The organism is Desulfosarcina variabilis str. Montpellier, from assembly GCF_048565275.1.
GTDB classification, from domain to species: domain Bacteria; phylum Desulfobacterota; class Desulfobacteria; order Desulfobacterales; family Desulfosarcinaceae; genus Desulfosarcina; species Desulfosarcina variabilis.
Genome location: NZ_CP159846.1, coordinates 2,646,817 through 2,671,239 on the forward strand (window position 1 = coordinate 2,646,817; position 24,423 = coordinate 2,671,239).

Annotated in this window: 23 protein-coding genes; 8 read left to right on the plus strand and 15 right to left on the minus strand. The window is 49.9% G+C overall.

Annotated elements, in window-relative coordinates:
* Positions 1-54 precede the first annotated feature (54 nt).
* Positions 55-1,644, minus strand: coding sequence for a thio(seleno)oxazole modification radical SAM maturase SbtM (sbtM, locus tag Dvar_RS11915; protein WP_419661922.1), 1,590 nt, complete (start codon positions 1,642-1,644; stop codon positions 55-57).
* Positions 1,645-1,897: 253 nt separating this feature from the next.
* Between sbtM and Dvar_RS11920 the strand changes: the two genes are divergently transcribed.
* Together Dvar_RS11920 and Dvar_RS11925 are read left to right on the plus strand one after the other, a co-directional pair.
* Positions 1,898-4,480: a DUF4388 domain-containing protein gene (locus Dvar_RS11920; protein WP_419661923.1), complete on the plus strand. Its 2,583-nt coding sequence runs from the start codon at positions 1,898-1,900 to the stop codon at positions 4,478-4,480.
* Between the two features lie 216 nt (positions 4,481-4,696).
* Positions 4,697-5,200, plus strand: coding sequence for a cytochrome c3 family protein (locus Dvar_RS11925; protein ID WP_419661924.1), 504 nt, complete (start codon positions 4,697-4,699; stop codon positions 5,198-5,200).
* A 193-nt stretch (positions 5,201-5,393) separates the two neighbouring features.
* Here Dvar_RS11925 and Dvar_RS11930 read toward each other — a convergent pair whose 3' ends face one another.
* The 5 genes from Dvar_RS11930 to Dvar_RS11950 form a co-directional block, all read right to left on the minus strand.
* The gene (locus Dvar_RS11930; RefSeq protein WP_419661925.1) at positions 5,394-6,080 is read right to left on the minus strand and encodes a DUF554 domain-containing protein; all 687 of its coding nucleotides are present in this window, start codon (positions 6,078-6,080) and stop codon (positions 5,394-5,396) included.
* Positions 6,081-6,328: 248 nt separating this feature from the next.
* Positions 6,329-6,967, minus strand: a complete 639-nt coding sequence (locus tag Dvar_RS11935) for a TetR/AcrR family transcriptional regulator (RefSeq protein WP_419661926.1) — start codon at positions 6,965-6,967, stop codon at positions 6,329-6,331.
* A gap of 388 nt (positions 6,968-7,355) precedes the next feature.
* The gene (locus tag Dvar_RS11940) at positions 7,356-9,437 is read right to left on the minus strand and encodes a ribonuclease catalytic domain-containing protein (protein ID WP_419661927.1); all 2,082 of its coding nucleotides are present in this window, start codon (positions 9,435-9,437) and stop codon (positions 7,356-7,358) included.
* A gap of 112 nt (positions 9,438-9,549) precedes the next feature.
* Complete coding sequence (locus Dvar_RS11945) at positions 9,550-9,819, minus strand: HU family DNA-binding protein (protein WP_419661928.1); 270 nt, start codon at positions 9,817-9,819, stop codon at positions 9,550-9,552.
* A gap of 239 nt (positions 9,820-10,058) precedes the next feature.
* Entirely contained in the window at positions 10,059-11,879 is a 1,821-nt protein-coding gene (locus Dvar_RS11950) for a FapA family protein (protein WP_419661929.1), read from the minus strand.
* Between the two features lie 588 nt (positions 11,880-12,467).
* Between Dvar_RS11950 and Dvar_RS11955 the strand changes: the two genes are divergently transcribed.
* Positions 12,468-12,737 (plus strand): hypothetical protein, encoded by a 270-nt coding sequence (locus Dvar_RS11955; protein WP_419661930.1) that lies wholly within the window; start codon positions 12,468-12,470, stop codon positions 12,735-12,737.
* A gap of 79 nt (positions 12,738-12,816) precedes the next feature.
* Here the strand turns inward: Dvar_RS11955 and Dvar_RS11960 are convergent, their stop codons facing one another.
* The gene (locus tag Dvar_RS11960) at positions 12,817-13,221 is read right to left on the minus strand and encodes an NFACT RNA binding domain-containing protein (protein ID WP_419661931.1); all 405 of its coding nucleotides are present in this window, start codon (positions 13,219-13,221) and stop codon (positions 12,817-12,819) included.
* Positions 13,222-13,552: 331 nt separating this feature from the next.
* Between Dvar_RS11960 and Dvar_RS11965 the strand changes: the two genes are divergently transcribed.
* The gene (locus Dvar_RS11965) at positions 13,553-14,254 is read left to right on the plus strand and encodes a hypothetical protein (RefSeq protein ID WP_419661932.1); all 702 of its coding nucleotides are present in this window, start codon (positions 13,553-13,555) and stop codon (positions 14,252-14,254) included.
* A gap of 228 nt (positions 14,255-14,482) precedes the next feature.
* Here Dvar_RS11965 and Dvar_RS11970 read toward each other — a convergent pair whose 3' ends face one another.
* From Dvar_RS11970 to Dvar_RS11980, 3 genes are all read right to left on the minus strand, one after another.
* Positions 14,483-15,481, minus strand: a complete 999-nt coding sequence (locus Dvar_RS11970) for an ABC transporter substrate-binding protein (RefSeq protein WP_419661933.1) — start codon at positions 15,479-15,481, stop codon at positions 14,483-14,485.
* Positions 15,482-15,657: 176 nt separating this feature from the next.
* Positions 15,658-16,407, minus strand: coding sequence for an ABC transporter permease (locus Dvar_RS11975; RefSeq protein WP_419661934.1), 750 nt, complete (start codon positions 16,405-16,407; stop codon positions 15,658-15,660).
* Entirely contained in the window at positions 16,397-17,086 is a 690-nt protein-coding gene (locus Dvar_RS11980; RefSeq protein WP_419661935.1) for an ATP-binding cassette domain-containing protein, read from the minus strand. Before Dvar_RS11980 ends, Dvar_RS11975 begins: the two co-directional genes overlap by 11 nt.
* A gap of 54 nt (positions 17,087-17,140) precedes the next feature.
* Between Dvar_RS11980 and Dvar_RS11985 the strand changes: the two genes are divergently transcribed.
* The gene (locus Dvar_RS11985; RefSeq protein ID WP_419661936.1) at positions 17,141-17,989 is read left to right on the plus strand and encodes an alpha/beta fold hydrolase; all 849 of its coding nucleotides are present in this window, start codon (positions 17,141-17,143) and stop codon (positions 17,987-17,989) included.
* A 159-nt stretch (positions 17,990-18,148) separates the two neighbouring features.
* Positions 18,149-19,300 carry a mechanosensitive ion channel family protein gene (locus Dvar_RS11990; RefSeq protein ID WP_419661937.1) on the plus strand — a complete coding sequence of 384 codons (1,152 nt, stop codon included), beginning with the start codon at positions 18,149-18,151 and terminating at the stop codon, positions 19,298-19,300.
* Between the two features lie 102 nt (positions 19,301-19,402).
* On the opposite strand, the gene Dvar_RS11995 is transcribed toward Dvar_RS11990, so the two are convergent.
* Positions 19,403-19,696, minus strand: coding sequence for a hypothetical protein (locus Dvar_RS11995; protein WP_419661938.1), 294 nt, complete (start codon positions 19,694-19,696; stop codon positions 19,403-19,405).
* 15 nt (positions 19,697-19,711) lie between these two features.
* Positions 19,712-20,365, minus strand: a complete 654-nt coding sequence (locus tag Dvar_RS12000; RefSeq protein WP_419661939.1) for a lactate utilization protein — start codon at positions 20,363-20,365, stop codon at positions 19,712-19,714.
* Between the two features lie 334 nt (positions 20,366-20,699).
* Between Dvar_RS12000 and Dvar_RS12005 the strand changes: the two genes are divergently transcribed.
* On the plus strand, positions 20,700-21,050 hold the full coding sequence (locus Dvar_RS12005; protein WP_419661940.1) for a DsrE family protein: 351 nt from the start codon (positions 20,700-20,702) through the stop codon (positions 21,048-21,050).
* A gap of 91 nt (positions 21,051-21,141) precedes the next feature.
* On the opposite strand, the gene Dvar_RS12010 is transcribed toward Dvar_RS12005, so the two are convergent.
* Complete coding sequence (locus tag Dvar_RS12010) at positions 21,142-21,510, minus strand: STAS domain-containing protein (RefSeq protein WP_419661941.1); 369 nt, start codon at positions 21,508-21,510, stop codon at positions 21,142-21,144.
* Between the two features lie 86 nt (positions 21,511-21,596).
* A complete protein-coding gene (locus tag Dvar_RS12015) occupies positions 21,597-23,663 on the minus strand; it encodes a SpoIIE family protein phosphatase (RefSeq protein WP_419661942.1) in 2,067 nt (688 codons plus the stop codon).
* A 104-nt stretch (positions 23,664-23,767) separates the two neighbouring features.
* Between Dvar_RS12015 and Dvar_RS12020 the strand changes: the two genes are divergently transcribed.
* A complete protein-coding gene (locus Dvar_RS12020) occupies positions 23,768-23,941 on the plus strand; it encodes a hypothetical protein (RefSeq protein WP_419661943.1) in 174 nt (57 codons plus the stop codon).
* A 34-nt stretch (positions 23,942-23,975) separates the two neighbouring features.
* Here the strand turns inward: Dvar_RS12020 and Dvar_RS12025 are convergent, their stop codons facing one another.
* Entirely contained in the window at positions 23,976-24,332 is a 357-nt protein-coding gene (locus Dvar_RS12025; RefSeq protein WP_419661944.1) for a hypothetical protein, read from the minus strand.
* Positions 24,333-24,423 lie beyond the last annotated feature (91 nt).

Here is a 24,423-nt window from a genome sequence, read left to right on the forward strand (position 1 = left end):
AATGCGGCCGGTCGGCAAAAGGGGAACAGATACAAGGAGCTGCAATGGTTGGTATTAGGCCGGAGTGACTTGACAGGAGAAGAAGCAAAAGGGATCTTTATCATTAAAAATATCCAAACCCAGGCTGTGGCTGACGGCCATACATCCCCGGCAGACCGGATTCAGCCGGCACTGACCACAGGCCAGGCTGCCGGCACGATAGCGCTCGGCTGCTCGGCGATGATAGATATCGATCAGACTCGTATCCAGTATGTTCCCCAGTGGAGAGGGGAATTTGCGACAGGCATGAATTTCGCCGTCAGGCAAAAGGGCGAGGAAATTAAAGGCCGCTCCACAGCCGTGACCGGTGCACCCGCCGATTGGGGGGTGTCCGGATTCGTGACGAATAATGTTGAACAGATTGTCTTTAAGGCCCATGATCGGGTTGCCTTCAGCGGCGCTGAGATATTCCTGTAAAAAGGTGGCAAATTTTTCACGGTCGACCATCGCCAGGGTGGCACCCTCACCAACGGCGGAAAGGCGGTTGAAGTTGAATGCATCCACCCGATTCTTCAGGTCGGCTGCCAGCGGCAAAATCTGGTCCAGGTTGTCCTGCGTGAGGGTGAGCATGACCATGGTAAAGATTCCCAATCCACGCAATTGCTCCAAAAACCGGATCGTACGATCAAAATGGCCTTTTCCGCGGATAACGTCGTTGTGGCTGGCTAACCCTTCCAGACTGACTTGAAAATACAATGGCTGGGCAATTTTTTTTAATCTACGGATGTCATCGATGGGGCCCGGGTTGCCCAAAATGGCGATGCCGAAACCGTATTGCGTTGCAGCCCGGTAAATACATTCGATATGGGGATAAAGCATTGGATTGCCACCGGTAAACGTTACTTGCCCGCGGACATGCATATGCCGGCAAAAGTCAAATAAATCAGCGAGGACCTTCATGGCCTCGGCCTCTGACATGGCAGCCCGATCACTACGATCATAGCAGTGCTTGCAATGAAGGTCACAGTGCTGGGTAATATGCCATTGAAGGGTAAATACATCGGTTGTGAGAAATGGTTCGAAACACGGATCAACCCTGTTTTCACGAAAAGCGGTTCTATGTATCCGGGAGCCTGGAGAAAGAAGCATCCCCTGGGTGACAGCCTGATCAATGGCGTGTTGAAGGTCTCCTGGTGTTGCATTCCCGTTTCCAAGGGGCGCAACTGCTTTGGGATCGATCTGTTCGACAATGAGTTTCAAGGCCAATAAATCGATCGGTTTGGCTTCTTCGTAGTGCAATGCCCCGGTTTGAGGGTGCTTCCATATGATTACATGACTGGGTTCTTCGATTGGGGTCACGCCGTCGGCATTCATCCGGATCAACTCTGCCAGGTGTTTCCAGGGTGACTCGAGGATTGTCAAGGTTGGGTTGACCATGGCATGGTTGATCCGGGAGGGCAGATCAAGGGCAAGGGATTGGGTCTGATGCAGCCGCCATTCGAGCCTTGCCAGATCAACAATGTAGCCTGGTAAAGCCATGGGACCGACCCGGGCGGATAAGGTGTCGGGAAAATGGTCCGGCCTTGCATTCTCTCCCAATGCCGCCACGATCCTGTGGGGGAATCCATCAATGGATGGATTTTTTATTTCAGCTATAGTTTTCAATCGTTTGGCCGAAAAAGAAAACGGTTGCTGACGATCACAAAACGATGATCCCGGCTTTGACAATATTCGTTACCATCTGCTATAGATCATTGATAAATATAACATTTCAGGTGGCATTGCCTTCACTGCCAAGTGAAACTGGATCATTGGCTTGCATCTTGTCGCGGCACATGTGGGTTGCGGCTGGTATTTATCATCGGCCCGGTCTGTCCTATTCAAATATTTCGGGAAACATGACAGGACACGATATTTTATGATTTCGTCACTTATCGAAGAGCTATTGACCGGTGACAGCAAAGAAATCCAGGACATTGCTAAAAATGAAGCGATTCTGGTCGGTTTTTTGACGCTCGCAAAGGGGATTGATGACCTGCCGGATCTGAGCTCGCGTTTCTATGAGGACTCGCGCAGTCTGTATCAGGTAACCGCATCCGGGCGTGGCATGGATGAACTGATGGGAATCATGACCGATTTTTTTGGTAAACCGGTCAAAGCACCCGGAAAAAGTTTACCCGTCGGTCTGCGATTTGACCCTGCCGTTAAATACCTGGGCGGGATCCGCAAGGATCAGGCGTTTTTCCAAAAGAAACTCAAGACGGGGTCGTATTACGGGGCATTATGGCCCTGGCAGCGGGATGCGGACAAAATCGAGGTCCACCTGGGCTTTTGCTCTCCTGACATGAGCAACGCGGATTACAGCCAGCTGGGGACCCTGGTTAAAAAATTTCTAAGCAAAAAAAAGATAGAAGCGATGTCCGATATCGGCGGGCAGATTCACGGTATCAGCCTGCCGTCTTTTCTCCAGATGTCGGAAATGGAGGGGGCCACTTATACACTGAAGGTCGCCAGCGGCGATCGTGTCGGCTATCTGTACCTGGACGGCGGCAGTCTGATTGCCGCGCAATGTGAGAATCAAGGCGGCAGCGAGGCGGCCTACCAGATCATCAGTTGGGACAATGCGTCCATTCAGATTGAACCGGCAGATGCCGATCGGGAAAGAGAAATTCACGAACCGCTCATGCACGTGATGATGGAGAGTCTGAAAATCAAAGACGAAAGTGGCGCGGATTCGTCAGCCCCACCGTCCCAAAAAGACTCGCCGGATACGGATCAACGGCAAACCCCAAAAAAGAAGCCGCCGGCAAAAAAAGCAGCCCCGCCACCACCACCACCCGTTGCAAAAAAAGCGGGTGCCACGCAAGAATTCCAGCCCATCGTAATAGCGGATGCTCCGGACATCAAACCTTTTGAAAAGGCTGTGGATACCTCGATTGGCAAGCAAAACCAACGCAGCCGGACCACCAAATTGCTGATCGCCTTGGGGATCGTGGCCCTATTGGTGGGTGTTGGCCTTGGAGGTGCCAAATTTCTCACGTATTACCAGGCCAATCAACGCTACGAGACGCTTATGGCTGACCTTGCAGCTGAAAAAGCGCTCGATGGCCAGATTGTTTTGTTGATGAAATATCTCAAATCCTATCCTGGGGATAAGCATTTTGCTGAATTGGAAAAACGTTTGAACCGGGCCAACATTGAGATAGAAAAGCGGGACTATCAAAAGACCATCGCGGACGTCGAAGATCTGCCCATCGATGACCATTACGAAAAGAAGGCACTGTCTTTATACACGGTATTTTTATCTAAATACCCCAGCAGCGTCTATGCGGAGTCAATTAACGAGGCCATTGACGGTATTCGCCAAAATATGGCAACCGCCGATTTTAATTCCTTAAAAAAGCTTCCCCAAGATGATCTCAAGGCACGCTACACGGCCTATCAGGCATATCTTAACCAGTTCCCCAAGGGGGCCGAGCGGCAGACCGTCAACCAAATGCTGGCAGAATTGGGGGAACAATATTACCAGCGGCTTGAGAAACAGGCCAGCGCCTGCGATAAACAAGAAGCCTGGGATGGCTGCCTTGACCTGTGTGATCGTTTTCTAACCGATTTTGCCATGCTCCCCTCAGCGGGAAAAGTCAGGGCTCTGCGGCGCACACTGCAAGACAAAAAAGATTTGGTGGAATTGATCATCAAGGCGGAGCTATCCGGTGACAACTACGTTCAAGCCAAGCAGATCTATACCGATTATCTTAAAAATCAACCGCAGACAACCCAGAAAGCCGCCATTCTGGATAAGGTGGAGGCATTGAATGCCGAGCTTGGCAAAAAGACCGAGTGGGAAGAGACTGAAGCGTATGCCACCAATCCGAGCAATGATGTCAACCGTCGTATTCGGCGCGTAGAGAATTATATTCAGCAACATCCAGGCGGTCCGTATACCGCAAACGCCAGGAATTTGTTGAAAACGCTGGAGCCGGAGCGCCTGGCTGCCATTCATGCCCGGAAAAAGGACGAACAACAGCGCCAGGCGCTTTTGCGTCAGCAGGCCGCAAAAGCCCGCCGGGATCAAGAGAAACAACGCGTTTTACAAATTCGTGAGCAGGTATCCAAACAGCTTCGCAGTGTCAGTCGCCGGTACACCGATAATGGCGATGGAACGGTTACCGACCGGGTTACCGGACTTACCTGGTGCCTTATCGATTCGTATTTGGAATTAGGACGTTGCATTTCCTATAGAACCGCCAAAGCCTACGTTGAGCAATTGAATGTCGGCCGTCATACGGACTGGCGGCTTCCAACGGCCGGCGAACTGGCCGGCATCTATAAGAGCAGCCCTTATTTTCCAGGCAGCGGTGCTAACTGGTATTGGACCTCGGACTCTTTTGTGCGAGGCTATCATCGTGTTGTGGATGTGGTGACATCCGTACCGGAAACCGTGTTCACAAGGCTTTCAAAAAATGAAGAAAGTTGCGGAAATGTTCGCGCCGTTCGCTGATCAATCGATTCTGATGTTAAGCTGAAATATCTAATTTAAGACTGATTTTAGGCTTGTTTGCAATTGGGATCGGCGGTTTTTGTAACACCGACGCTGCCCTTTATCCAACCATCTGCCAATTATTCATTGAAAAAAAATGGATTTGGGTTTATATCTGCTTCGATTTTTCATCGAACAAAGCCCAGATAAGAATCGAAATGGAGGAGGGGGAAGCGTATGCGTAGCTTATCGTTTGTGGGAATCGTGTTGCTCATCGGAATGATTGCCTGTGCCTCATTGGGGGTTGCCGTTGCCGAAGTCGCCGAAGAGGAAACGGCTGTCGAAAATGAGGAAATGATTGTTCCCATGGGGACCATTACGCTGGAGGCACCGGATGCGGTTGAATCCAGACGGGCGGCTGTGGAATTCCCGCATAGCCAGCACATGACTCTTGCCTGCAACAGCTGCCACCACACTTGGCAAGGTACCGAACCAATTACCGGCTGTCTGACCAGTGGCTGTCATGATCTGGAGGCTCTACCCAGAAAAGAAGATGGCAAAACCGTAGACAAGGATCAGGCCTTTCGATACTACAAAAATGCCTTCCATGGTCAGTGTATCGGATGTCATAAGACCATGAAACTTGATATTCAAGAAATGGCCAATACCCTGACCAGCATCGACGGCAAACTGCCGACCACAGGTCCCACCGGCTGCATTGAGTGCCACCCGAAAGACTGATTGAATCCAAAAAACCAAAAATTCTTTCGGATCAGTTGGATCAACAGCTGCAATGTTTACCAAATACCCCCATCTGTTGAGGATGGGGGTATTGCATTCTTCCAATCCCGGTAGCTCTTGTATACGCTTCTGTTGGTGGGTACTTCCTATTTACTTAAAGGCTTTTGTGAGGCCTTTTTACGAGCGCTCTTTCCTAAAACAGCTGTAACACCACGAAGTAGGCGATTGGTAAAAAAACAGCCGGAAGCATATTGCCGACTTTGATATGAGTCAGTTTTAGGATGTTGCATCCGATTGCGGCAATAAGAAGCCCTCCCACACCCGACATCTGGGCGATTACATTGGCACCCAGAAATGGTTTGAGCAGGGACGCTCCCATGGTGATCGTCCCCTGGTAGATCAATACGGGAATGGCGGAAAGGATCACCCCTCCGCCAAATGTGGCGGCAAAAACGATGGAGGTGATTCCATCGAGCAGTGACTTGGCGAAAAGGGTTGTATGATTGCCGACCAAGCCGCTTTCCAATGACCCGACAATCGCCATGGATCCGACACAGAAAATCAAGCTGGCAGTAACAAAACCCTTGGAAAACGAACTTTTGTCTGTTCGGTCAAGACGTTTTTCAGTCCAGGATGCCAGTGCTTCAATACGCAATTCAATATCTAAAAACTCACCCAAGAGGCTGCCTACCGACATACAGATGATAACACCTAATAAATCGGTTGCCTTCAGAGCGGTATGGATACCGATAAAGATAACGGATAATCCGATGGCTTGCATCACTGTCGTTTGATAACGCTCTTTATTGACACGCGTTAATAGCAAACCGACAGTTCCACCGGCAACAATTGCCGCGGTATTGACGATGGTTCCAATCATTGCTCTTCCCATTTTATGAAACAGCGCCTACCCAGTGGATAGACGCTGTAAAGTTCGGTTGGTGGCGAATTCTTGAAATACACATCCCCATAACAAGCGTTACCAAGTGCTGGTATATTATCTTGTATGGGGATTGAGAAGATGGTCGAATCTGCAATCAGCTGACCTGGGAATACTGCCAGAGTTCCAGGAGGGCTTGGTTCAGAATCTCTTCGTTTTAAGGGATTCCATAAATGGTGGTTACAGGATCAGGCCTTCTTTTTTCGAATACCTTGTTCAAAAATTTCAAATGCCACAGTAAGTGTGGATTTCAGGTAGTCTTTGCCAGGATCAATGATTTTTTTACTGGCTTCGAACAATACAACGCCAGAGAACATGGACCAAAAAATGTCGGCCATGGCCATTGGGTGACGGTCGACATAAATCCCTTTCTTAATGCCTTCCTCAAAGATTTTGGCGATGGCGCTATTGGATCGTCGGGAAAGATCCTTGATCTCATTTAGCAGTGTTTCCGACAGGTTCTTCAGGGTCTCGCTGGACTGCAGGTGGAACATATTGATAATGATCAGCGGATCAAAGTCATAGACATCATACATGGCTTCCATAAGCGCTTTGACTTTCTGATCCGGGGACAGGGTTGTATCTTTATTGACGTGGGTGACCCGAATATGAAGGTACTGAAGGATGCGAAGAGACAATGAGGCATACAACTCTTCTTTGTTTTTGAAATATAGGTAGAGGGTGCCCGGGCTTAATTCCGCTTCCTTGGCGATGTCTTCCATGGTGGCTTTATTGAAGCCCTTTTCAGAAAAGACCCTTTTGGCAGCTACAATGATCTGCTGTCGTCTTCGTTCTTTCTCTCTTTCTTTTCGTTCTTGAATACCCATTGTGCGTTTACTTTCTGACTGAATGTTATTTATTTTGAAAATGACTCTATATTGAATATTGATTTAGGGGTCAAGGAAAAACTCCCGAATTTTTCATGCTATTTGTTAAGCTTATGGCACCTTCCGAAAATGCATGTAAAAGACAATAACTAACGCATCATTGTAAGTCATTTTTTAAGAATGTCAACAAGTTCGCATAGGAAAAGGTGCTTTGGCGGATTCCGTCGACATGCCGGAACCGACAAAATGTCAAAAGTAATTCGGGAGTTTTTCCCGATTTGATAGGGCCTTATAATCGATGATGTTAACATCTTTTTTGAATTGGATATAGCTTTCAGGAATACCAATACGTGTTCGCGCCTATACAGTAGGTGAGGGCTTAAGTAGACTATCCCATAAAAACAGACAGGATATTGTTACGGGCGTTGACATGCTGAATGGTGACTTGTACCAGATCTTCGGGTTTCAGGTCGATGCCGCTGGACTGAGGCAATGCACATTCAATCATGTAATTTTTAAGCAAAATGGTATAGGCGTTGCGGCGTCGCTGAAGGACGATGGCCTCTTCCTTTTCACCGATCCGTTCCTCCAAATGTTTCAATAGCCAATACCGGTTTCTGCGAAACTGGATTCGACCGATATTGGCCATGGGTTGGGACAGCACCTCGATGGTGTCTTCAATTTCCTTTGCCGTATAAGCGTTTTCAAGGCCCAGTGCCGCCCGCAACTGACGCTGGGTGACCAGGTCAAAATATTTTCTGATTGGAGAGGACGCGGTTACATAGGCGTCAAGCCCCAATCCGCAGTGTTGCTCGGGGGTGGGGCGCAATACAAACCGGTTGAGTTGTTTGCGTTGCATCCAGTTCTGAAATAATGTACCGGTCCCATTTTTTAACAGTCTATTTTTGGGTTTGGCTTGGGACCGGAAAATGGCCGGAATATCCTTTTCAACCAGGAAGCGAGCCGACAGCCAATTGGATAGAATCATCATTTCGGCGATCAGCATGCGACCGGGACTTTCACGATTGATCCGGCTGACGACCGGTTTGCCGGATTCATCCAGCCAGACATTGATTTCCGGCAGGATGATTTGGACCGCTCCCTGGCTCAAGCGTTTTTCTCTAAATTTTAAGGCAATATCATAAAGCTGGGTGATGGCCTCGCTTGCCTCGGCGTTGATATTGGCTTCAAAATAGCTGAGTTGATGCCTGACGCGGATAATCGAGGGAAAAATATCGTAACTGATGATATCTCCTGCCAAACTGATTTTGACCATGGTGCTGATAGTCGGCCGCGTATGATCCTTTTTCAGGCTAAGCAGGTTTTCCGACAACAACGGCGGGGTCATGGAAATTCGATGGTCCGGCATATAAATGGAACTGCCGCGGAACCTTGCCTCCTGGTCCAGAACATCGTCTTTTTTAATATAGTGGGCAACGTCGGATATATGGATGCCGACGAGAAAATGATCATCACGGGGTTGGATACTCAACGCATCATCGAAATCCAGCGTGGATTGACCATCGATGGTGATGGTGGACAGGTGGGTGAGATCCACTCTGTCCCTTTCTTTAAAAAAATCGACCTTTTTTTTTGATGTTGACTGGGCTTGGTCAATGGCAGACGGTCGAAAATGGGTTGGTAGCTTATACCGCAGCAGGTCAATGTTTTCATCCAGTGTCCAGGCGCCTACAGCAACCAAATGGCTGAAAATTACCTCTGTGGATGTGATGCCTGCCTTTTTCAACATGGCTTTTGCTAAATTGTTGTAGGGGCTTTCCTTTTCGAACAGATAATACGATTTAAGTATTTCAGTTAATTCGATATGTTGTGATGGTGGGTCATCTGTTACCCCAGATCGAACGGACTGGAGCCAGGCGGCACCGGAATCGATCAGCTTTTGATTCCGGGCGGCTTTTTCTTCTTGTGCAATAATGGCATTCACCTGGTCGATAGTGTGGGGAAAAAAGCGATCGGGCTTGAATTTGAAGTAGCGACGATTGCTGAACAGGGCACGGATAACCCCTGATTCATGATCATCATCTGTTTCGTCTGGGAAACACAAGCCGGTCATGGTTTTTAGATCGATCCAGGTCTGTTCCTGGTTAAGAATTTCCCAGAGCTCTTCGATGGTAATGGTTTTAGCGATTTCGTTGCGTTGGTTGGATCGCTTGCGCAACAATGCTGCCAGCCGATCCCTGCCTTCGGTTGGATTCAGCTTTGTTGTTCCGCGGTGTGACAGCCGTTGCAGGGCCAGTTTGATTTCCCGGTTCTGTTCGGTCAACAATTTCAGCCGGTGATTGCCACGCTCCATGACCATCGCGCAGATGATTTTCTGATCGTCAATATATTCTACAATTTCACCTGATTCCATGGATGTTGTATTAGCAACACCCATGATGAAAGTCAATGAATTGGGTATGGGTGAAAAGAGAGCGAACTTGCTGCATATCCCTTTATCCATCGGCATGTCGGCGTTTCATCCTGATAATACAAACAATGCCGACACCCAGAAAATCAACCGCCTAAAAAGAAAGGCAGGGTCCAAAGACCCTGCCTTTTGATTGGTGCTGATTGCCTCATTAATTTACGGCATCTTTAAGGGCCTTGGCAGGGACGAACTTGGGCACGGTTCTGGCCGCGATTTTTATTTCAGCACCGGTTTGGGGGTTACGACCGGTGCGTGCTTCACGCCTGCTGGTTTTAAAACTGCCAAACCCGGCAATTTGAACCGGTTCGTCTCTTTGCAGGGAAGCGGTCAGGGTCGAAAAAACACAGTCGATGACTTCTTGCGCTTGCTTTTTGGTAGAAACGATTTTTGCAACTTCATTGACTAAATCACCTTTATTCATCTTTTTCCTCCATTTAATGTATTCATACAAGGCGGGTTAAGTGCCTCCACCATCTACATCAATTTCCCCCAGCAATCATTATACGCATCGATAGATCTTGTGAAAACCATTTTTCATGTGCTCAGAAAAAGAAAATCGGCTGTGCGGTCTGTCTATAGACGCTTTTTATGTGGATATGGTGGTAATAAACTGTTTATTTTACGGTTGGTGTGTTTCTAAATCGAGAACATACTGAATAATTAACGATATGGTCCCAACTCGAACCGCCAGCGTTTCACGCCGTCATGATCCGGCTTGTCCGTTTCGAAAATGGATAAACGCTTAAGGTCTTCTTCAATGAACAATTTGCTATGGGGACCGTTAATCACATTGCCAGAAAAAATATTTCCGCCAACTTTGATTGATGCAATGCCTTCATCCACTTTTTTTTGCTCTGTAAGTTCCTCAAGGCGGTTTTTCAGGTTTTCAAGGGTTTCCTTGTTCTCTATGACCTTTTTTTCAAGCTCCGCGATTTCCTGGCTGACGGATTCATCTTCTGCCATAAGGTTGGCCACATCCGTGTCATAGGCATCCTGTCTCTTCTTTAGCTCATCGATTGTTTTTTGCAGCTTTTCCGCCTCGGGTCCTTCTTTTTTCAGCAGCCCGGCTTCAACCTTTTCCTGCAGCTGCCGATGTTGAACCATACAGCGATCCTGTTCCTGGGCCACTTTTCCCAGCCTTGTATTGATCTGATCAGATTGTTTTTTCAGCTCTTTGATCGTTTTCGGCAGAATGTCGGATTCTGATTTAATGGCCTGAATTTCTTGACGGGTCGCTTCTATATTCCGTTCCATCTGCTGATCAATACCGACCGTCAGTTCACTGGGATTGGCGGCGCGTGAGCCAATGTCCATTACGGTGATTCCCATTTTGGATGAAATCACGGACGATAGGATAATGCCATCATTGATCAGGCAGCGACCATTGGCTTCGATGGTACTGTCAATGATTTCCTTTTCCACAGCAAGGTCGCCGTCCAGGATGATATTGGCATTATGGATATGCCCGGCTCTCAGATTGCCCTTGCACCGGATGGTCGCACCAAAAATGCCGTTCATGGCGGTGATGTCCCCATCAACATCGATTTGTGCATCTCGTATTTCATTGGCCCGCAGGCTTTCCCCTTTGACACGATATCCTTTTTCAACGGCACCGGCCACTTCAATATGTCCATCAAAGGTAACATGCCCGGTTTCCAGGGAGATGTCCCCCGGAATCTGAAGAGTCGACATCACTGAAATTTCACCCAATACGGAAAGTTTAGGAATTCCTGAAACGATGGCATGCACCTGCATGCCATCTTCCGATCGCCGCGCCCCTTTGGCGCACTTGAATCGGATTTCACGGGATTTAGGGATGGGAATTTTTTTTCCATATACATCCATGCCCTCTTTCCCTTTGGGGCCGGGAATTTTTTCGGCAAGCAGATCCCCTTCTGTTACCTGGGGAAGCAGGCCGCGATCCTTCCAGTCCATCAGCCCATCTTCGGTCAACGTACCGATTTTCAAAGGATCTGTATCAAAATGATAAACGATTTGCGGTGGTGTATCAGGTATTGGCTCTGTGCCGGTAGCGATGGTCCAATCTTTACCCACACAAAATTTTCCTTCTAGGAATCCCTTGATCTGATCATCGTCGGCAATACCATACAGGATGCCTTCGGCATGGAGCATGGTTTTTACATCGTTAATGTCAACTGCCGTTGTGGGCACGTTTCCATCAAAAAAGGCGATCGCCTTGAGTTTGTCTTTGGAGACGGTGATATCAAACGTGTTGCTCGCGTTTGTTTTTTCTTTGCGGGATTTGGTCTTTTTCGATTTGGCGGGTGGGGCTGATACGGCGGATTGGGGCTGAATTTCGATTTCTTCAATTATGCCTAAGATTTCATCCCGCTGGGCAGCTGTAATCGCACCCATTTCGATCAGAACTTCACCAATACACATGCGTACGTTGGTCTTTTCAAAGATTCGTAACCGTACCACTTGGGCTTTGTCCACTTTATCCTGATCAACGAAATTCATTTCAACCGCTAGGTTGCTGAATTGGCTATTTTTTTCTTCTTCATTAGCCATAGTAACGATTCCCATGGGATTAGAAACGGTTTTTTCAGAATCAGCTGGAAAAGGTAACGACCGTGTTTATTATCGTATCGATTGAGGCTATGATCGGATTGTTTACTAAAAACTTTAATTTATCCTGCCTTGTCGGTTGCCTCTTTTACCCCGCGACCACTTTGAGAGTTACGATAATTCCCTATGTGTGGGTAATTCATTTCATAAAAGCGCTTGCTGGCAATTTACGCTATGAATATCCGATTTGCGTTTAACTATTTAAAATATATTTAAAAAATTAAAAACAATCTTTTTTTAGGAAGATGGCACTGTGATTGCTTTAAAGTCCAGCGTGTGAAGCGGCAGCTGATTTGGATGAAAGTGGAGGATGAATTTGCGCTGGAAGTTTGCTGTTCTGGGCGATCACTGAATTGACTTGAGGTTCTTGCCGCTTCACCACCCCCCCCATTTCTGACGACTGCTGATCTGTTCAGCAGTCATTTGTGGCAAACGGATGACCCCGCTCACCGGAGGTAGAAAGGACGGCAGCCGATGGCCATGAACTTCAAAATTTCTCAACTTAAAAGCAAACACAGCGTTCACCTTAAACTTAACGGAGACTTTGACGGAAGCTCGGCCCACGAACTGATCAATACATTGCAATCATACGGCACGGATGTTCATCAGGTATTCATCAACACCAACGGCTTGACATCGATCCATCCCTTTGGTCAGGTTGTACTATATCGCAATCTACCTGCTATGCGCGATGGTTCCCAGAACCTCATTTTTCTTGGCAATTATCGGCGGCGATTTTCTAAACCGTGAGTCCTGTAGACAATAGACAGTCAGCAAGCATTTTATTATACGTATTTGTTTGTTATCACCAACGCGTGCGGCTATTGTCTTAACCCGCCTCAGGTAGCGACGGCCGAACTTTAAAAATGCGTTCCTTTCGTATCTGAACCGTTCCCGGTTTGGCACCACGGGGTTTGCTGACATGACGGGCCAGGGTTCCTGAGACGGCAACGACACCGCCGTTGCGGGCCTTACTGTGATAGGCAGCGATGGCGGCGGCCTGATTTAACGTTTTTTTGTCTGGTGGTTGGTTTTTATCCACCTTTAGCACCACATGACTACCCGGCATGCCGCGAACGTGGAACCACCAATCCGTGGAGGCAGCGGTTTTGAGGCTAAGGTGGTCATTGTCTGTGTCTGTTTTTCCCGCCATTACCCGATACCCGCCAGGCAATATGTATTCCCATACCCGTGGAGGGGATGGCCGCCGACTATTTTCCAGATTGGTTTTCAAAAAAGTCCCTTTGGTATTTTTGATCAGTGGAATTGATTTTTCCCACGCCACGATTCGTCGATTAAGATGAATGTTCAGTACTTGTACTACTTTTTAAGTATCTCAAAAGGAAGGGGCGCCTGTCAATCTCCTTGCTCTGACCTAATGAATAACCCGCGCTTGTTTTCCATCGGTTGCAACTAGGATGATCTATCCTGGTGGCTGCTGGGTAAGGCCGCATCGGTTGGCGATAATTGACAGCGCCCATACACAAAGGATAAGTTGTACCTAAATTGCGCTTAACCGATAGCTTAAAGATATGATATTTCTTGCAGGAGGATGGAATCAACGGATGCTGAAAACCCTATTCTTCATCCTTGTCGCTACCATCTTTGAATTGATGGGGCTTGTTGTCCACGCCGACATGGTAATCCTCAAATCCGGGGAGATGTTTCAGACCAGAAAAGTATGGCGAGAAGACGGCAATGTTTGCTTTTACCGTAACGGGCGGGTGGCCCGCTATCCGGAAAACGATGTGGAGCGAGTGATTGAAAGCAAGACGCCGACAGCAGACCCACCGTCAACACCTGACCGGCCCGCCCCAATGCCCCAACCGTTGGTGCCCCACCTGACCCCAACGGGGGATACCGGTTTTTTAGGCCTGAAATGGGAGCAGCCGCCTTCACAAATCAAGGACTTGCATATGGCGGGAACCGATGCGGCCTATGGTGGTGTGCAACTTTATACCTTTGGCAATCGTCGGAAACACTTCGGCCGGGCCAGTGTGGATTCTATTTTTCTCGGTTTCTGGCAGGGAGGACTGTACACCATTCTCGTAGAGGTCAGCAATTATCTGGACTTTACAGACCTGAAATCAGAAGCGTTCCGCCGTTTTGGCCCAGGCCGGGAAGAGCAGGGACACCAGGAACGGTATCGCTGGTCAGATTCGGTTTCCGATCGACTGCTTTCCTTTGATGACGACGAGGGAACTGGATACCTGTGGATGCGCTCTCATGCGCTGCATGAGAAGGTACGCGCCCGCTATCCAGAGTAAGAGCCTGTTTGATAAATCCGTCTAAGGCCCGCTAACGGCGTTGGAAAGTATCTCAAAATGCTCACATATTCCATATATGCTCTGCTTTTGAGCCACTTTCCGCCTTGTTATCGGGCCTGATCCAGACTTCTCAAGCAGGCTCTAAGTGCCTGCCTGAACATCCCTACATCTGATCCGGGGATTTCAAACGGGCAATCCTATTTCTGGCGCCAGGCGGGGCAGACGCCGTTACTCGACGATCAGCCGTTCGACCACGTTTACCGGATCAGTGATCAGTCCCTGCTGCAACATGATCGATTCGGTCTGTTGCCAGGCCGCCGTGTCGATACGGCCGACCGGTATCGATGGATCCGGCTGAATCATTTGGCGGGTGACCGCCAATTGGCGGTGAATGACGGCTTTGTCCGTATCCCGGTCGTACTCGGCCACAACGCTGACCACCGCATCCGCTTTATCCGGCTGCAGTGCGGCCTGCCAACCGGCTAAAAGCGCCCGGGTAAAACGTTTGACGGTCTGTGGCTGGCTATCGAATATTTTCCGGGATGTGACCACACTGTTGGCCACGAAGCGAACGCCATGGGCCGACGGATCGAAAAACGCCACCCGCTCACCACCGGCTTTGAGCTTGTCGGCCAGAAAAATGCCCTGGGTGTTGCGATAGACCGGCCAGACGTCGACCTGTTTTTGGTAAAATGGGGTGTAATCATACCTCACGCTGGCAAGCTTGACTTGATTGTCTTTGATACCGGCCACCGCCAGAAGGGCGCGCATGATGGTTTCATCATTGCCACCGTAGGTGATGCCCACGCTTCGGCCGGTCAGATCCTGGATATGCGTCAGGGAAAAGTCGTCTTTCCGATAGATCCACTGCAGGGGATTGACTTGAAACAACTGGGCCAGCACGACCACCGAGGCCCCCTTGGACAAGGCGCGAATGACCTGATCGGCAGAGGCTACGCCAAACTGGGCATACCCCAGTTCCAATTCCCGGATGGCATCGCGTTCCGGCCCGCCGGCCTTGACCTCCACCGCCAATCCCTCCCGGGCAAAAAAACCCTGATTCTTTGCGACCACGTCGCCGGCGGTACTGGCATTGATCAGCCATTTGAGGCGGTAGGCGATCGGCTGTGCTGCCTGGCTGGGAGTCGGCGCCATAATGGCGAGCGCAATATAAATGGATATTGGTATCGCTATGATGATTTTCCACGGAAATCGGCGATTGCGCATTGGATTAACCTCCATATTGATTTCTTTGATAGTGTCCGTCCAGAAATAGGAAAATTTGGTCGAGATCAAGGCGCGATGAAAAATTTAACCACAGGCATATGGTTGATATTCCGAGGATTAAATTTTTCGCGCAACGCCGATGTCGGGCAAATTAGCCATTTCTGGATGGACACTTGCTAACCCGCGGCCCAGGCCTTTCTTACCCCGGAACCGATCAGTTCGAGAATCCCCTGATACAAGGATAGGGTGATCCCGATAATAAACAAGGCCACCAATATTTTTGACAGGTCGCTCTGGTACAGGGCGATGCGGATGCTGTAGCCGATGCCGGCATTGGCGGCGATGAATTCGGCCACGATAGTGCCGGCCATGGCCAGCGTGGCACTGCCCGAAATGACTGTGGTCAGCTTGTGCAGGTTTTCAAAGGCCCGGATTTTCACTTCGAGCTGCCAGCGCAATCGTCCGGTTGCCCGATAAAAATGCTCGATGTCGTCGACCGGTTCACTCATGATGCCGATGATGGATAAAAGCAGTGGGAAATAACAGATCATGGCGGCGATGAACAAACGCGTCAGGAAACCGTCCCCCAGCAGAATAAACAGGATCGGCGCAATGGCGACGATGGGATAGGCCTGAACATTGTAGGCCGCCACTTTGATGAAAGAACCGAACCAGGTGGCCCGGCGGCCGGCGATGCCCACAGCCAGCGCCATGGCAATGGAGAGGATCTGGCCGATAACCGCCACGGCAAAGGTGTCCAGCACATCACAGGCGTAACGCACAAATTCCGCCCGCCCGGTTTGCCAGACGCCAGCAGGCCCCGGAATCACATAGTCGGAAAGGTTCAGCGCCAATTTAATCCCGAACAGCAGACCGATACCCAACAGGTAGACAATCAGAAATTGGTAGATGCGTCTATGCAGCATTCATAATCTCCAGCATGACACGCTCCATGGCCATTTTGTCCACGGGCTGGTCTGCGTGGTGGTTTTGGCCCTTGACCATGGCGATCTGGGGGGTGCGGTGCGCGCCTCGAAAAACGACGATTTTGTCACACAGCCGTGCGACCTCCACCACATTGTGAGAAATATAGAGAAAGGCGGCGTCAGGAAATATTTCTTTGATTTTGTAGATAATCGTCTGGCGGGTGGGTTCATCCACGTTGGCCAGGCTTTCATCCATGATCAGGATGCCAAAGGTCTGAAGCAGGTAGCGCACGAGGTTGACCCGGTTGCACTGGCCCATGGAAAGCTGCGCGAACCGCATGCCCACCAGATCGGTCAACCCAAAATGGTCGATCAATTCCTCACGCAACGCCTGACGACCCGGCGGGGTGGTTTTTATGAGATGGCGGCCCACTGATGACCAGCCGGGCAAACGTTCACGATTGTATGTATACAGGCACGGCTTGTTGGTATTGTTTTTAATGTTGCCTGTAAACCCATCGATATCGCCAGAGATAATGCGCGCCAGGGTGGTTTTACCCACGCCTGATGGCCCGAAAAGCGCATGAAATCCAGGCTTGTCGATGGTCAGGGCCAGACCGTCGAAAAGTGGGGTTTCCGCTGCTGGGTAGCGAAACGTGATGTCGTGGCAGGTAATCATTTCTCAATTGAATACGGTTTTTTAGAAGCTCATTTTTTTAATTGACACAGCGATATGGGTTCAATATCAATTGAGATTAAAATTTTCCAGTCCTATTCAAAAAACAAGGCAACGATGGACATTGACGATGATGGCGGCCGGCTTGAGGCGGTGTGGCTGGGTCCTGCGCCCGAGGTTGCACCCACCCTGATTTTTTTGCACGAAGGGCTGGGGTGCGTTGCCCTGTGGCGTGATATCCCTGCGCGGTTGGCCAAAATGACCGGTTGTGGGGCACTGGTCTACAGCCGCCGGGGATATGGTGCGTCGGCACCGTGCAGGCTGCCGCGGCCAATTGATTTCATGCACCGTGAAGGGCAGGTGGTGCTGCCCAAGGTGATCCAGCAGTGTGGTATCCGCGATCATATTCTGATCGGCCATTCAGACGGGGGGTCCATCGCCCTGATCAATGCCGGTGACCGGCCCGCTCCCGGGCTGGCCGGGGTGGTGACCCTGGCGGCGCATGTGTTTTGTGAAAAAATCACCTGCCGTTCCATTGAGGATGCCCGCCGGCGGTATCTGAACGAAGATCTCAAGGCGCGCCTTGCGGTGTATCATGGAGAAAATACCGATTGTGCGTTTTGGGGGTGGAACGATGTCTGGTTGCATCCGGACTTTTTGCGCTGGAACATCGAGGCCTTCCTGCCGTCCATCCAGGTGCCGGTCCTGGCTGTCCAGGGCGTGGATGACCCCTATGGGACCGCCGCCCAGATCGAAGCGATTCGACGGGGTGCCAAAGATCGGGTGTCTGCCAAAATGATTGCCGACTGTGGACATGCCCCGCATTTAGAGCAAAGCGATATTGTCCTGCCCATCATCCGTGATTTTGTTAGCGCCTGTTTGATAAATCCGTCTAAGGCCCGCTAACGGCGTTGGAAACTGTCTCAAAATGCTCACATATTACCTATATGCTCCGCTTTTGAGCCACTTTCCGCCTTGTTATCGAGCCTGATCCAGACTTCTCAAACAGGCTCTTAGACGAATCAAAACCGTGGCTTCCGGCCATGCTGATGAGGAATCAACACCGTGGAAAAGCTGAAACAATTCTGGATACTGGTTGTGGATGTCTGGCAAAAGGGACTTTTTGAGACCAGTTTTGGGCGTATTTTCGTGGCCTTGAGCATTATTCTGCTGGCCCTTTTGGTGCGCAACCTGTTTGTTAAACTGATTATCGGGTGGTTTCATCGACTGGCGAAAAAAACCAAGACGCGTTTTGACGATGACGCCCTGGCTGTGCTGGAGCGGCCCATGGCCTTTATCCCCTTGGTGGTTGGGATCTATTTGGCTGTTGATTATCTGGCCCTTTCCGGCGGCCTGAAAATTTTTGCCGATCGCCTGGTCCGTTCGCTGATTGTCCTGGTTATTTTCTGGGCGTTCAGAAATATGGTGGTGCCGCTTTCCACCATCTTGCGTCAGCTGGAACGCTATTTTACGGCTTCCATGGTGGACTGGCTGATCAAGGCCATCAAGGTCGCTTTGATATTTATCGGGGTGGCCACCGTCCTCGAAATCTGGGGCATCCGCATTGGGCCGATTATTGCCGGCTTGGGGTTGTTTGGCGTTGCCGTTGCCCTGGGAGCCCAGGACTTGTTCAAAAACCTGATCTCCGGTATTTTGATTATCGCCGAGAAGCGTTTCAACCCCGGCGACTGGATCAAGGTGGACGGAGAGGTGGAAGGTACCGTCGAAGATATCGGATTCCGATCCACCCTGATCCGGCAATTCGACAAGGCCCCGGTATATGTGCCCAATGCCAAGCTGTCCGATAATTCACTGGTCAACTACAGCAAGATGAGCCATCGCCGCATCTATTGGGTGATTGGCGTGGAGTACCGTACCACAGTGGATCAACTGCGCCAGATCCGAGACGGCATCGAGGACTATATTCGTGATTGTGATGCGTTTGACACCTCGTCGGCGGTTCCCACGTTTGTTCGTATCGACCGGTTCAGCGATTCGTCCATTGATATTCTGATCTACTGTTTTACCCGCACGACGCTGTGGGGGGAGTGGCTGGCCATTAAAGAAAGCCTGGCCTATGAAATCAAGCGTATCGTTGAAGAGGCGGGCACGGCATTTGCCTTCCCCAGTCAGTCGCTCTATGTGGAAGGCCTGCCGTCTGACATGCCGGAAGTCATGGTCCCGGCCGGCCAGACAACAAAACCGGCGTCTGCCTGAAAACACCGTCATAGAGCCTGTTTGAGAAGTTAGGCTCTAAGACTTGCTATTGGAAAGGATGCAAACTTTTCAGGCAGTCGCCAAGTGACCAGGCTTATCAACTCACGCCTCGGCTGGAAGACGCTCCACAACGTTGCCTTCCTCATCGATCACGAAAATGAGAAATCCGCCCTCGATTGCATGCTGGGCAAGATCCTCGTAGATGATGGCCTGTAATTCGTATTTGCCCTTTTTTTCCAGATGCATGTGAAACATGGCCTGCTGGGCCGCATCCTTACTGAGAAAGGCGGGGATATAAGAGACCTCATGCTCGGTATCGGTCTGGCCGACGATCTGCTCTGCATTGCCGAACTTTTGAATGGCCACATAAAGCCAGGTATTTGCTTGAACGGTCATGGATGCTTTCCTTTTTTAAAATCCCATATCTTCATTGATCAAAATGATTTTCACTCGTTTTTTGGGGAAGCTTTTTTCGGTAATGGTCCAGGTGTTACAGATGCGGTCCGGGCTGCTGCAGTTCTCGCATCGACCGGTTTTGCCACAAGGGCTTTTTTTGTCCAGCCGCATGACATTGACCGGGGCGGCGTAGTTTTTAATCCGCTTGACGGCAGCCTCCTGATCCAGCACGATTTTGTTGCGGCCAACCAGTAACAGAACAGTTTTGGGACCAAATGTCAGCGCCGCGATACGATTGCCGATCATGTCCAGATTGACCAATTGGCCGGTTTCGGTGATGGCGTTGGTGCCGGTGATGAACAGGTCCACTAAAAGGGATTCACGACGCCGTTCGAGGCTTTGTTCCGGTGAAAGACTTTTGTCGTAGGTGTCCAGCACCGTGTAGCGAGGATCATTTTTCAGTGCTTCGTACAGCCGGGTGCCCACAAAAGTGATCGAGCCGCCCCAGGATATCGTTTGGGGAGCGATGGCCGGAATGATCGTTTCATAGGCTATTTTTTTGGCCAGGTTTTTGTTGTCGGCGACATAGACATCAAAATTGTTGGCCTCAAGGGCTTTCTGGGTTCGTTGCAGGCGCAGCTTCCAATACTCATCAATGGGGTTGTCCATTCTATTGTCCTTCTCACCGGTGGGAATTTTTTATTTTTTTGAGGCCGGTTTTATCTTTCCCGGTCCGGCATGTCAAGCCTGCCCAATGTGGTCTGGCAAGGCCCGCTGCTGTTTGCAGACCATTATTTTTCTTGACAGGGCCGTGTCAGAAATCGTTTATGGGGGACCGTACCGGCAGCTAAAAAACAAATCCCAAATGAAGACCACAGTTTGTTTTTCAACTAATTCAGTGATAAAACAGTTGCCATATATACTCTGTATCCCAGTATGTCTGTTGAAAGATTACCTTGGGCGAATCTATCAATGGGCATCAATATAACCATCGGAGGCATTGATGTCATCTTCCACACCCAATCGATTGACCATTATCTGGAGCAGTGCGGATCGAGGAGTCGCAGAAACCATGGTTTTCATGTACGCAACCAATGCCCGCCTTAACGGTTGGTGGGATGACGTTACCGTGCTGATTTGGGGGCCCAGTGCCCGTCTGGCTGCGCGTGACCCCAAGATCCAGGAATATATGGCTGGCATGAAGGAGGCCGGCGTAAAACTGATGGCTTGTAAACAGTGCGCGGACGACTACGGTGTGGCTGCCGCTCTGGAAGAACATGGCGTTGAGGTCTTTTATGCGGGTACCTACCTGACCGAGCTGATTAAAAATGGAGAGAAGTTGATTACTTTTTAAGATTGTTGTTAATTGCGTTGGCCCAAGGCCATCCATGCGGATGGCCGCAACAAAAGGGATGGCCGTAACAAAAAGGGCGACACGGAGGGACTCAGCCGGTGACCCGACGCTGCATGCGATCCAGATAATCGTCCAACTCGCCCATATTGGAAAAAACCTGCTGAGCGGGCAGGGCCTTGATAATGTCGAATACTTTCTGGATCTGCGGCTGGAGATTGAACAAGACAACCTTGCCGTCGAACGCTTTCATGGCCTTTTGGGCCTTGGCGATAACCCGGACGCCCATGCTGGAGATATACTCGAGCGCGGCCATATCGAATACCAGGGTGTGCGGCTTTTCCTGCAGAACCAAATCCACCCGTTCTTCCAGCCCTGGATAAGAATTGGTGTCAAGGCGGCCGGCGGGTGAAATCATATACACACCGTCCATTTTTTGTTTTGATGTTACTGATAGCGTCATCGTTGCGTTCCTTTTTTGAATTGGGTCAGCGAACGCCTATCTTTTGTTCATTCACAAATAGGCAAACGGGCATTTCTGGATGGGCACTATCGATAGTGCTTTTCCATTCGCATTATATTTTTTCCCCGATCCCGCCTGTATTCCATCCGATCCATCAGATTTTTGGCCAGAATGATACCCATACCGCCCTTATCCCGCTCTTCCAAGGGCTTGTCCCGCGAGCCGACGTGAACATTAAGTGGATTAAACGGAATGCCTTCATCCTGAAGGGTCAGAATCAGGGCATCGGTCTCGGCGACAACATGAAACGTGATATTGTGATCCAAATCATCGCCAAACCCATAAAAAACGATGTTGGAAAATATTTCTTCAACGGCCAGGATCACATCATGCACGACCACCGGCGGACATCCCGCCGCATCGGTGATCCTGGTAATGGTATCGGTAATACGGCTCATTTCGCGAATGTCGTTTTTAACTACGATGGTTTTTAATGTTTCACCCACCCGGTCAGGGGAAAAGTAGGTCATGGCCAAAAGGGTCAGATCATCGTCCAGGGCACGGTTGCCGGTAAATTCGCGTACGCGGGAAAGGATCGCCTGGACCCGTTTTTCAGGGGATAAATCGGCGGTCAATGAGACGGTCCGCATCAGGGCTTCCTGGGTAAACATATGATTTTTGCTGTCCTGCGCCTCGGTGACACCGTCGGTATAAAGTAGCAGCCCTTCCTTGTGCTGCAACTGGACGGTGGCCTGACGGTACCCATGTGTTTCATCCAGGCCGATGGCCGGGCATTGGGCATCGCCCAGCAGGACAGAATTTCCCTTAAGGCCAATGAAAAGGGGGGGATTGTGCCCGGCGCTAGTATAGGTCAACATGCCGGTATTCAAATCCAATACCCCTAAAAATACGGTGACGAAGGTGAGTGAAGGATTGTTGCGAGAAATTTCCCGGTTGACATCGGCCAGAATGTATTCGGGCTCAACCAGCAGCCTGGCCGCGGATTTGAGCATGGTTTTGGCCATGGCCATAAAAAGTGCGGCAGGTACACCTTTGCCGGAAACATCTCCGATTACCAGGCACAAGGTGTTTTTATCGATGAAAAAATAATCATAAAAATCTCCCCCGACTTCAAGGGCCGGCTCCAGGCAGGCGAAAATATCGAATTCCTTTCTGCGGGGCATAGAAGGGGAGCGGTCCGGCACAAGCTGCAGTTGTATTTCCCTGGCAACGGCCAGTTCGCTTTCTATTTTCTCTTTTTCGGCGATCGTGTTTTTTAACACCTCGGTACGCCGTTTGACCTGCCGGCTGAGAATCACATTGCCCACGACAATGATTACCATTACCGCGATAATGCTGCAAAGGACCCACAGCGGCTTGAGCCATCGTGGATAGGTCACCGGTCTGACGCCCGTCGTCCACCGTTTCAGGGATTGATGGTAGATGGATCGGGGGGTCGCCTTGAGTTTTTTGAGATAGGCGTCCAGGGTGATCAGGATGTCTGTATTGCGATCCTTTAAAACGGCGAAACATAGCTTTACAGGGCAAAAACTGATTGGGCTTCTTTTAACCTTGAAATGTTTTTCACCATAGGCGCCGTAAATTCGGGAGACGATGCCGGCCGACACTTTTTTTTGATGCACCAGGGACAACACGCTTTTGTAATCGGCCGCCTTGATCATCTGTGGATGAATCTCGAGCACCGTCAGCATGGTTTCAAACGCAGGGGTATAGGGATCTTTTTCGGCAAAGGCGATATCCCGGCCCGTAAAATCCAGCAGATGCGCCGGTGGGGTGTCCGGGTGGATGTACATCTGGCCCCAATCGGTGAGGATCGACTCTTTTCCCAACTGCAGCGCCTTTTCCCGCTTTTTCAATTCAGCCAGCCCCGGTAAAAGATCAACGATACCGGTTTTCAATCGTTTTACACATTGGGACCGTGTACCGGGAAGGTACTGAAGGGTCCATTTTTCCTGCCGGGCAATATAATCAAGCAGATCGACCGCAATACCCCGGTGATGGCCCTTTGAATCGGTGAAAATCAGCGGTGTTTCCTCAAACATGCCCACGACGATGCGCCGCTGGGCAACCACAGAGGGTGGCGCTGAAAGCATGGCCAGCATAAAAAAAAAGAAAAGGATCGAACGCCGCATGGGAAAATTCCCGGTGATGATATTGCATCGGCACCATGAGAGTGGCCGACAATCGGAAAACAACCTGGATTATTTGTACATCCAAACGGCAGGAGGGGTCAACTATGACGGATGGGTCGCTTCACGGGGGCATTTACAAGCAACAGGAAAAATATTTGGAAACAGCACGACTTAAGACGGGCCAAAAAGGCGACGGTGGCAACAGGGCCATCAGACCCTTATGGCCGGTACACACCATACCGGCTTTTGCCACCGTCAGTGCCATGACCCGAAGATAAGCTTAGAAATGAGTTGTTTGTTGACAGATGAGGGCTACACGCTGGCCACGGTCTCAGCCTGTTTGTTAAAAGCCTTCATTGCCTTGCCGCATTTGGGACAAAAGATGGTGGCCAGATTGTTGTTGTCCATGATTGCTTCACTGGGCAGATCGATAAAAAAGGGGCCTTTGTTCAGGCTTCCACAGGCTTTGTTGTGGCAGTAGAAGCGATGGTGGCTTGGACTTTGTTTGGAATCTGCGGGAAGCCGCTGCATGGGTTTGCCGCATCGCTGACAAAAAATGGTCGCCAGGTTGTTTCCGTCCATTACCGCTTCTGATGCCAGTTCGAGTACAAAGGGGCCTTGATCAGAATGAGGACATTGTTCGTTATTGCAATAGAATTTGGTCGACATGGCAAAAACGTTCCTTCCTTAGTAGTGTATTGAATGGGGCCAATCGCTTCCGGCTCGGGCAGGTTGCATGTAGCTTAGGTTGCCAATCTAT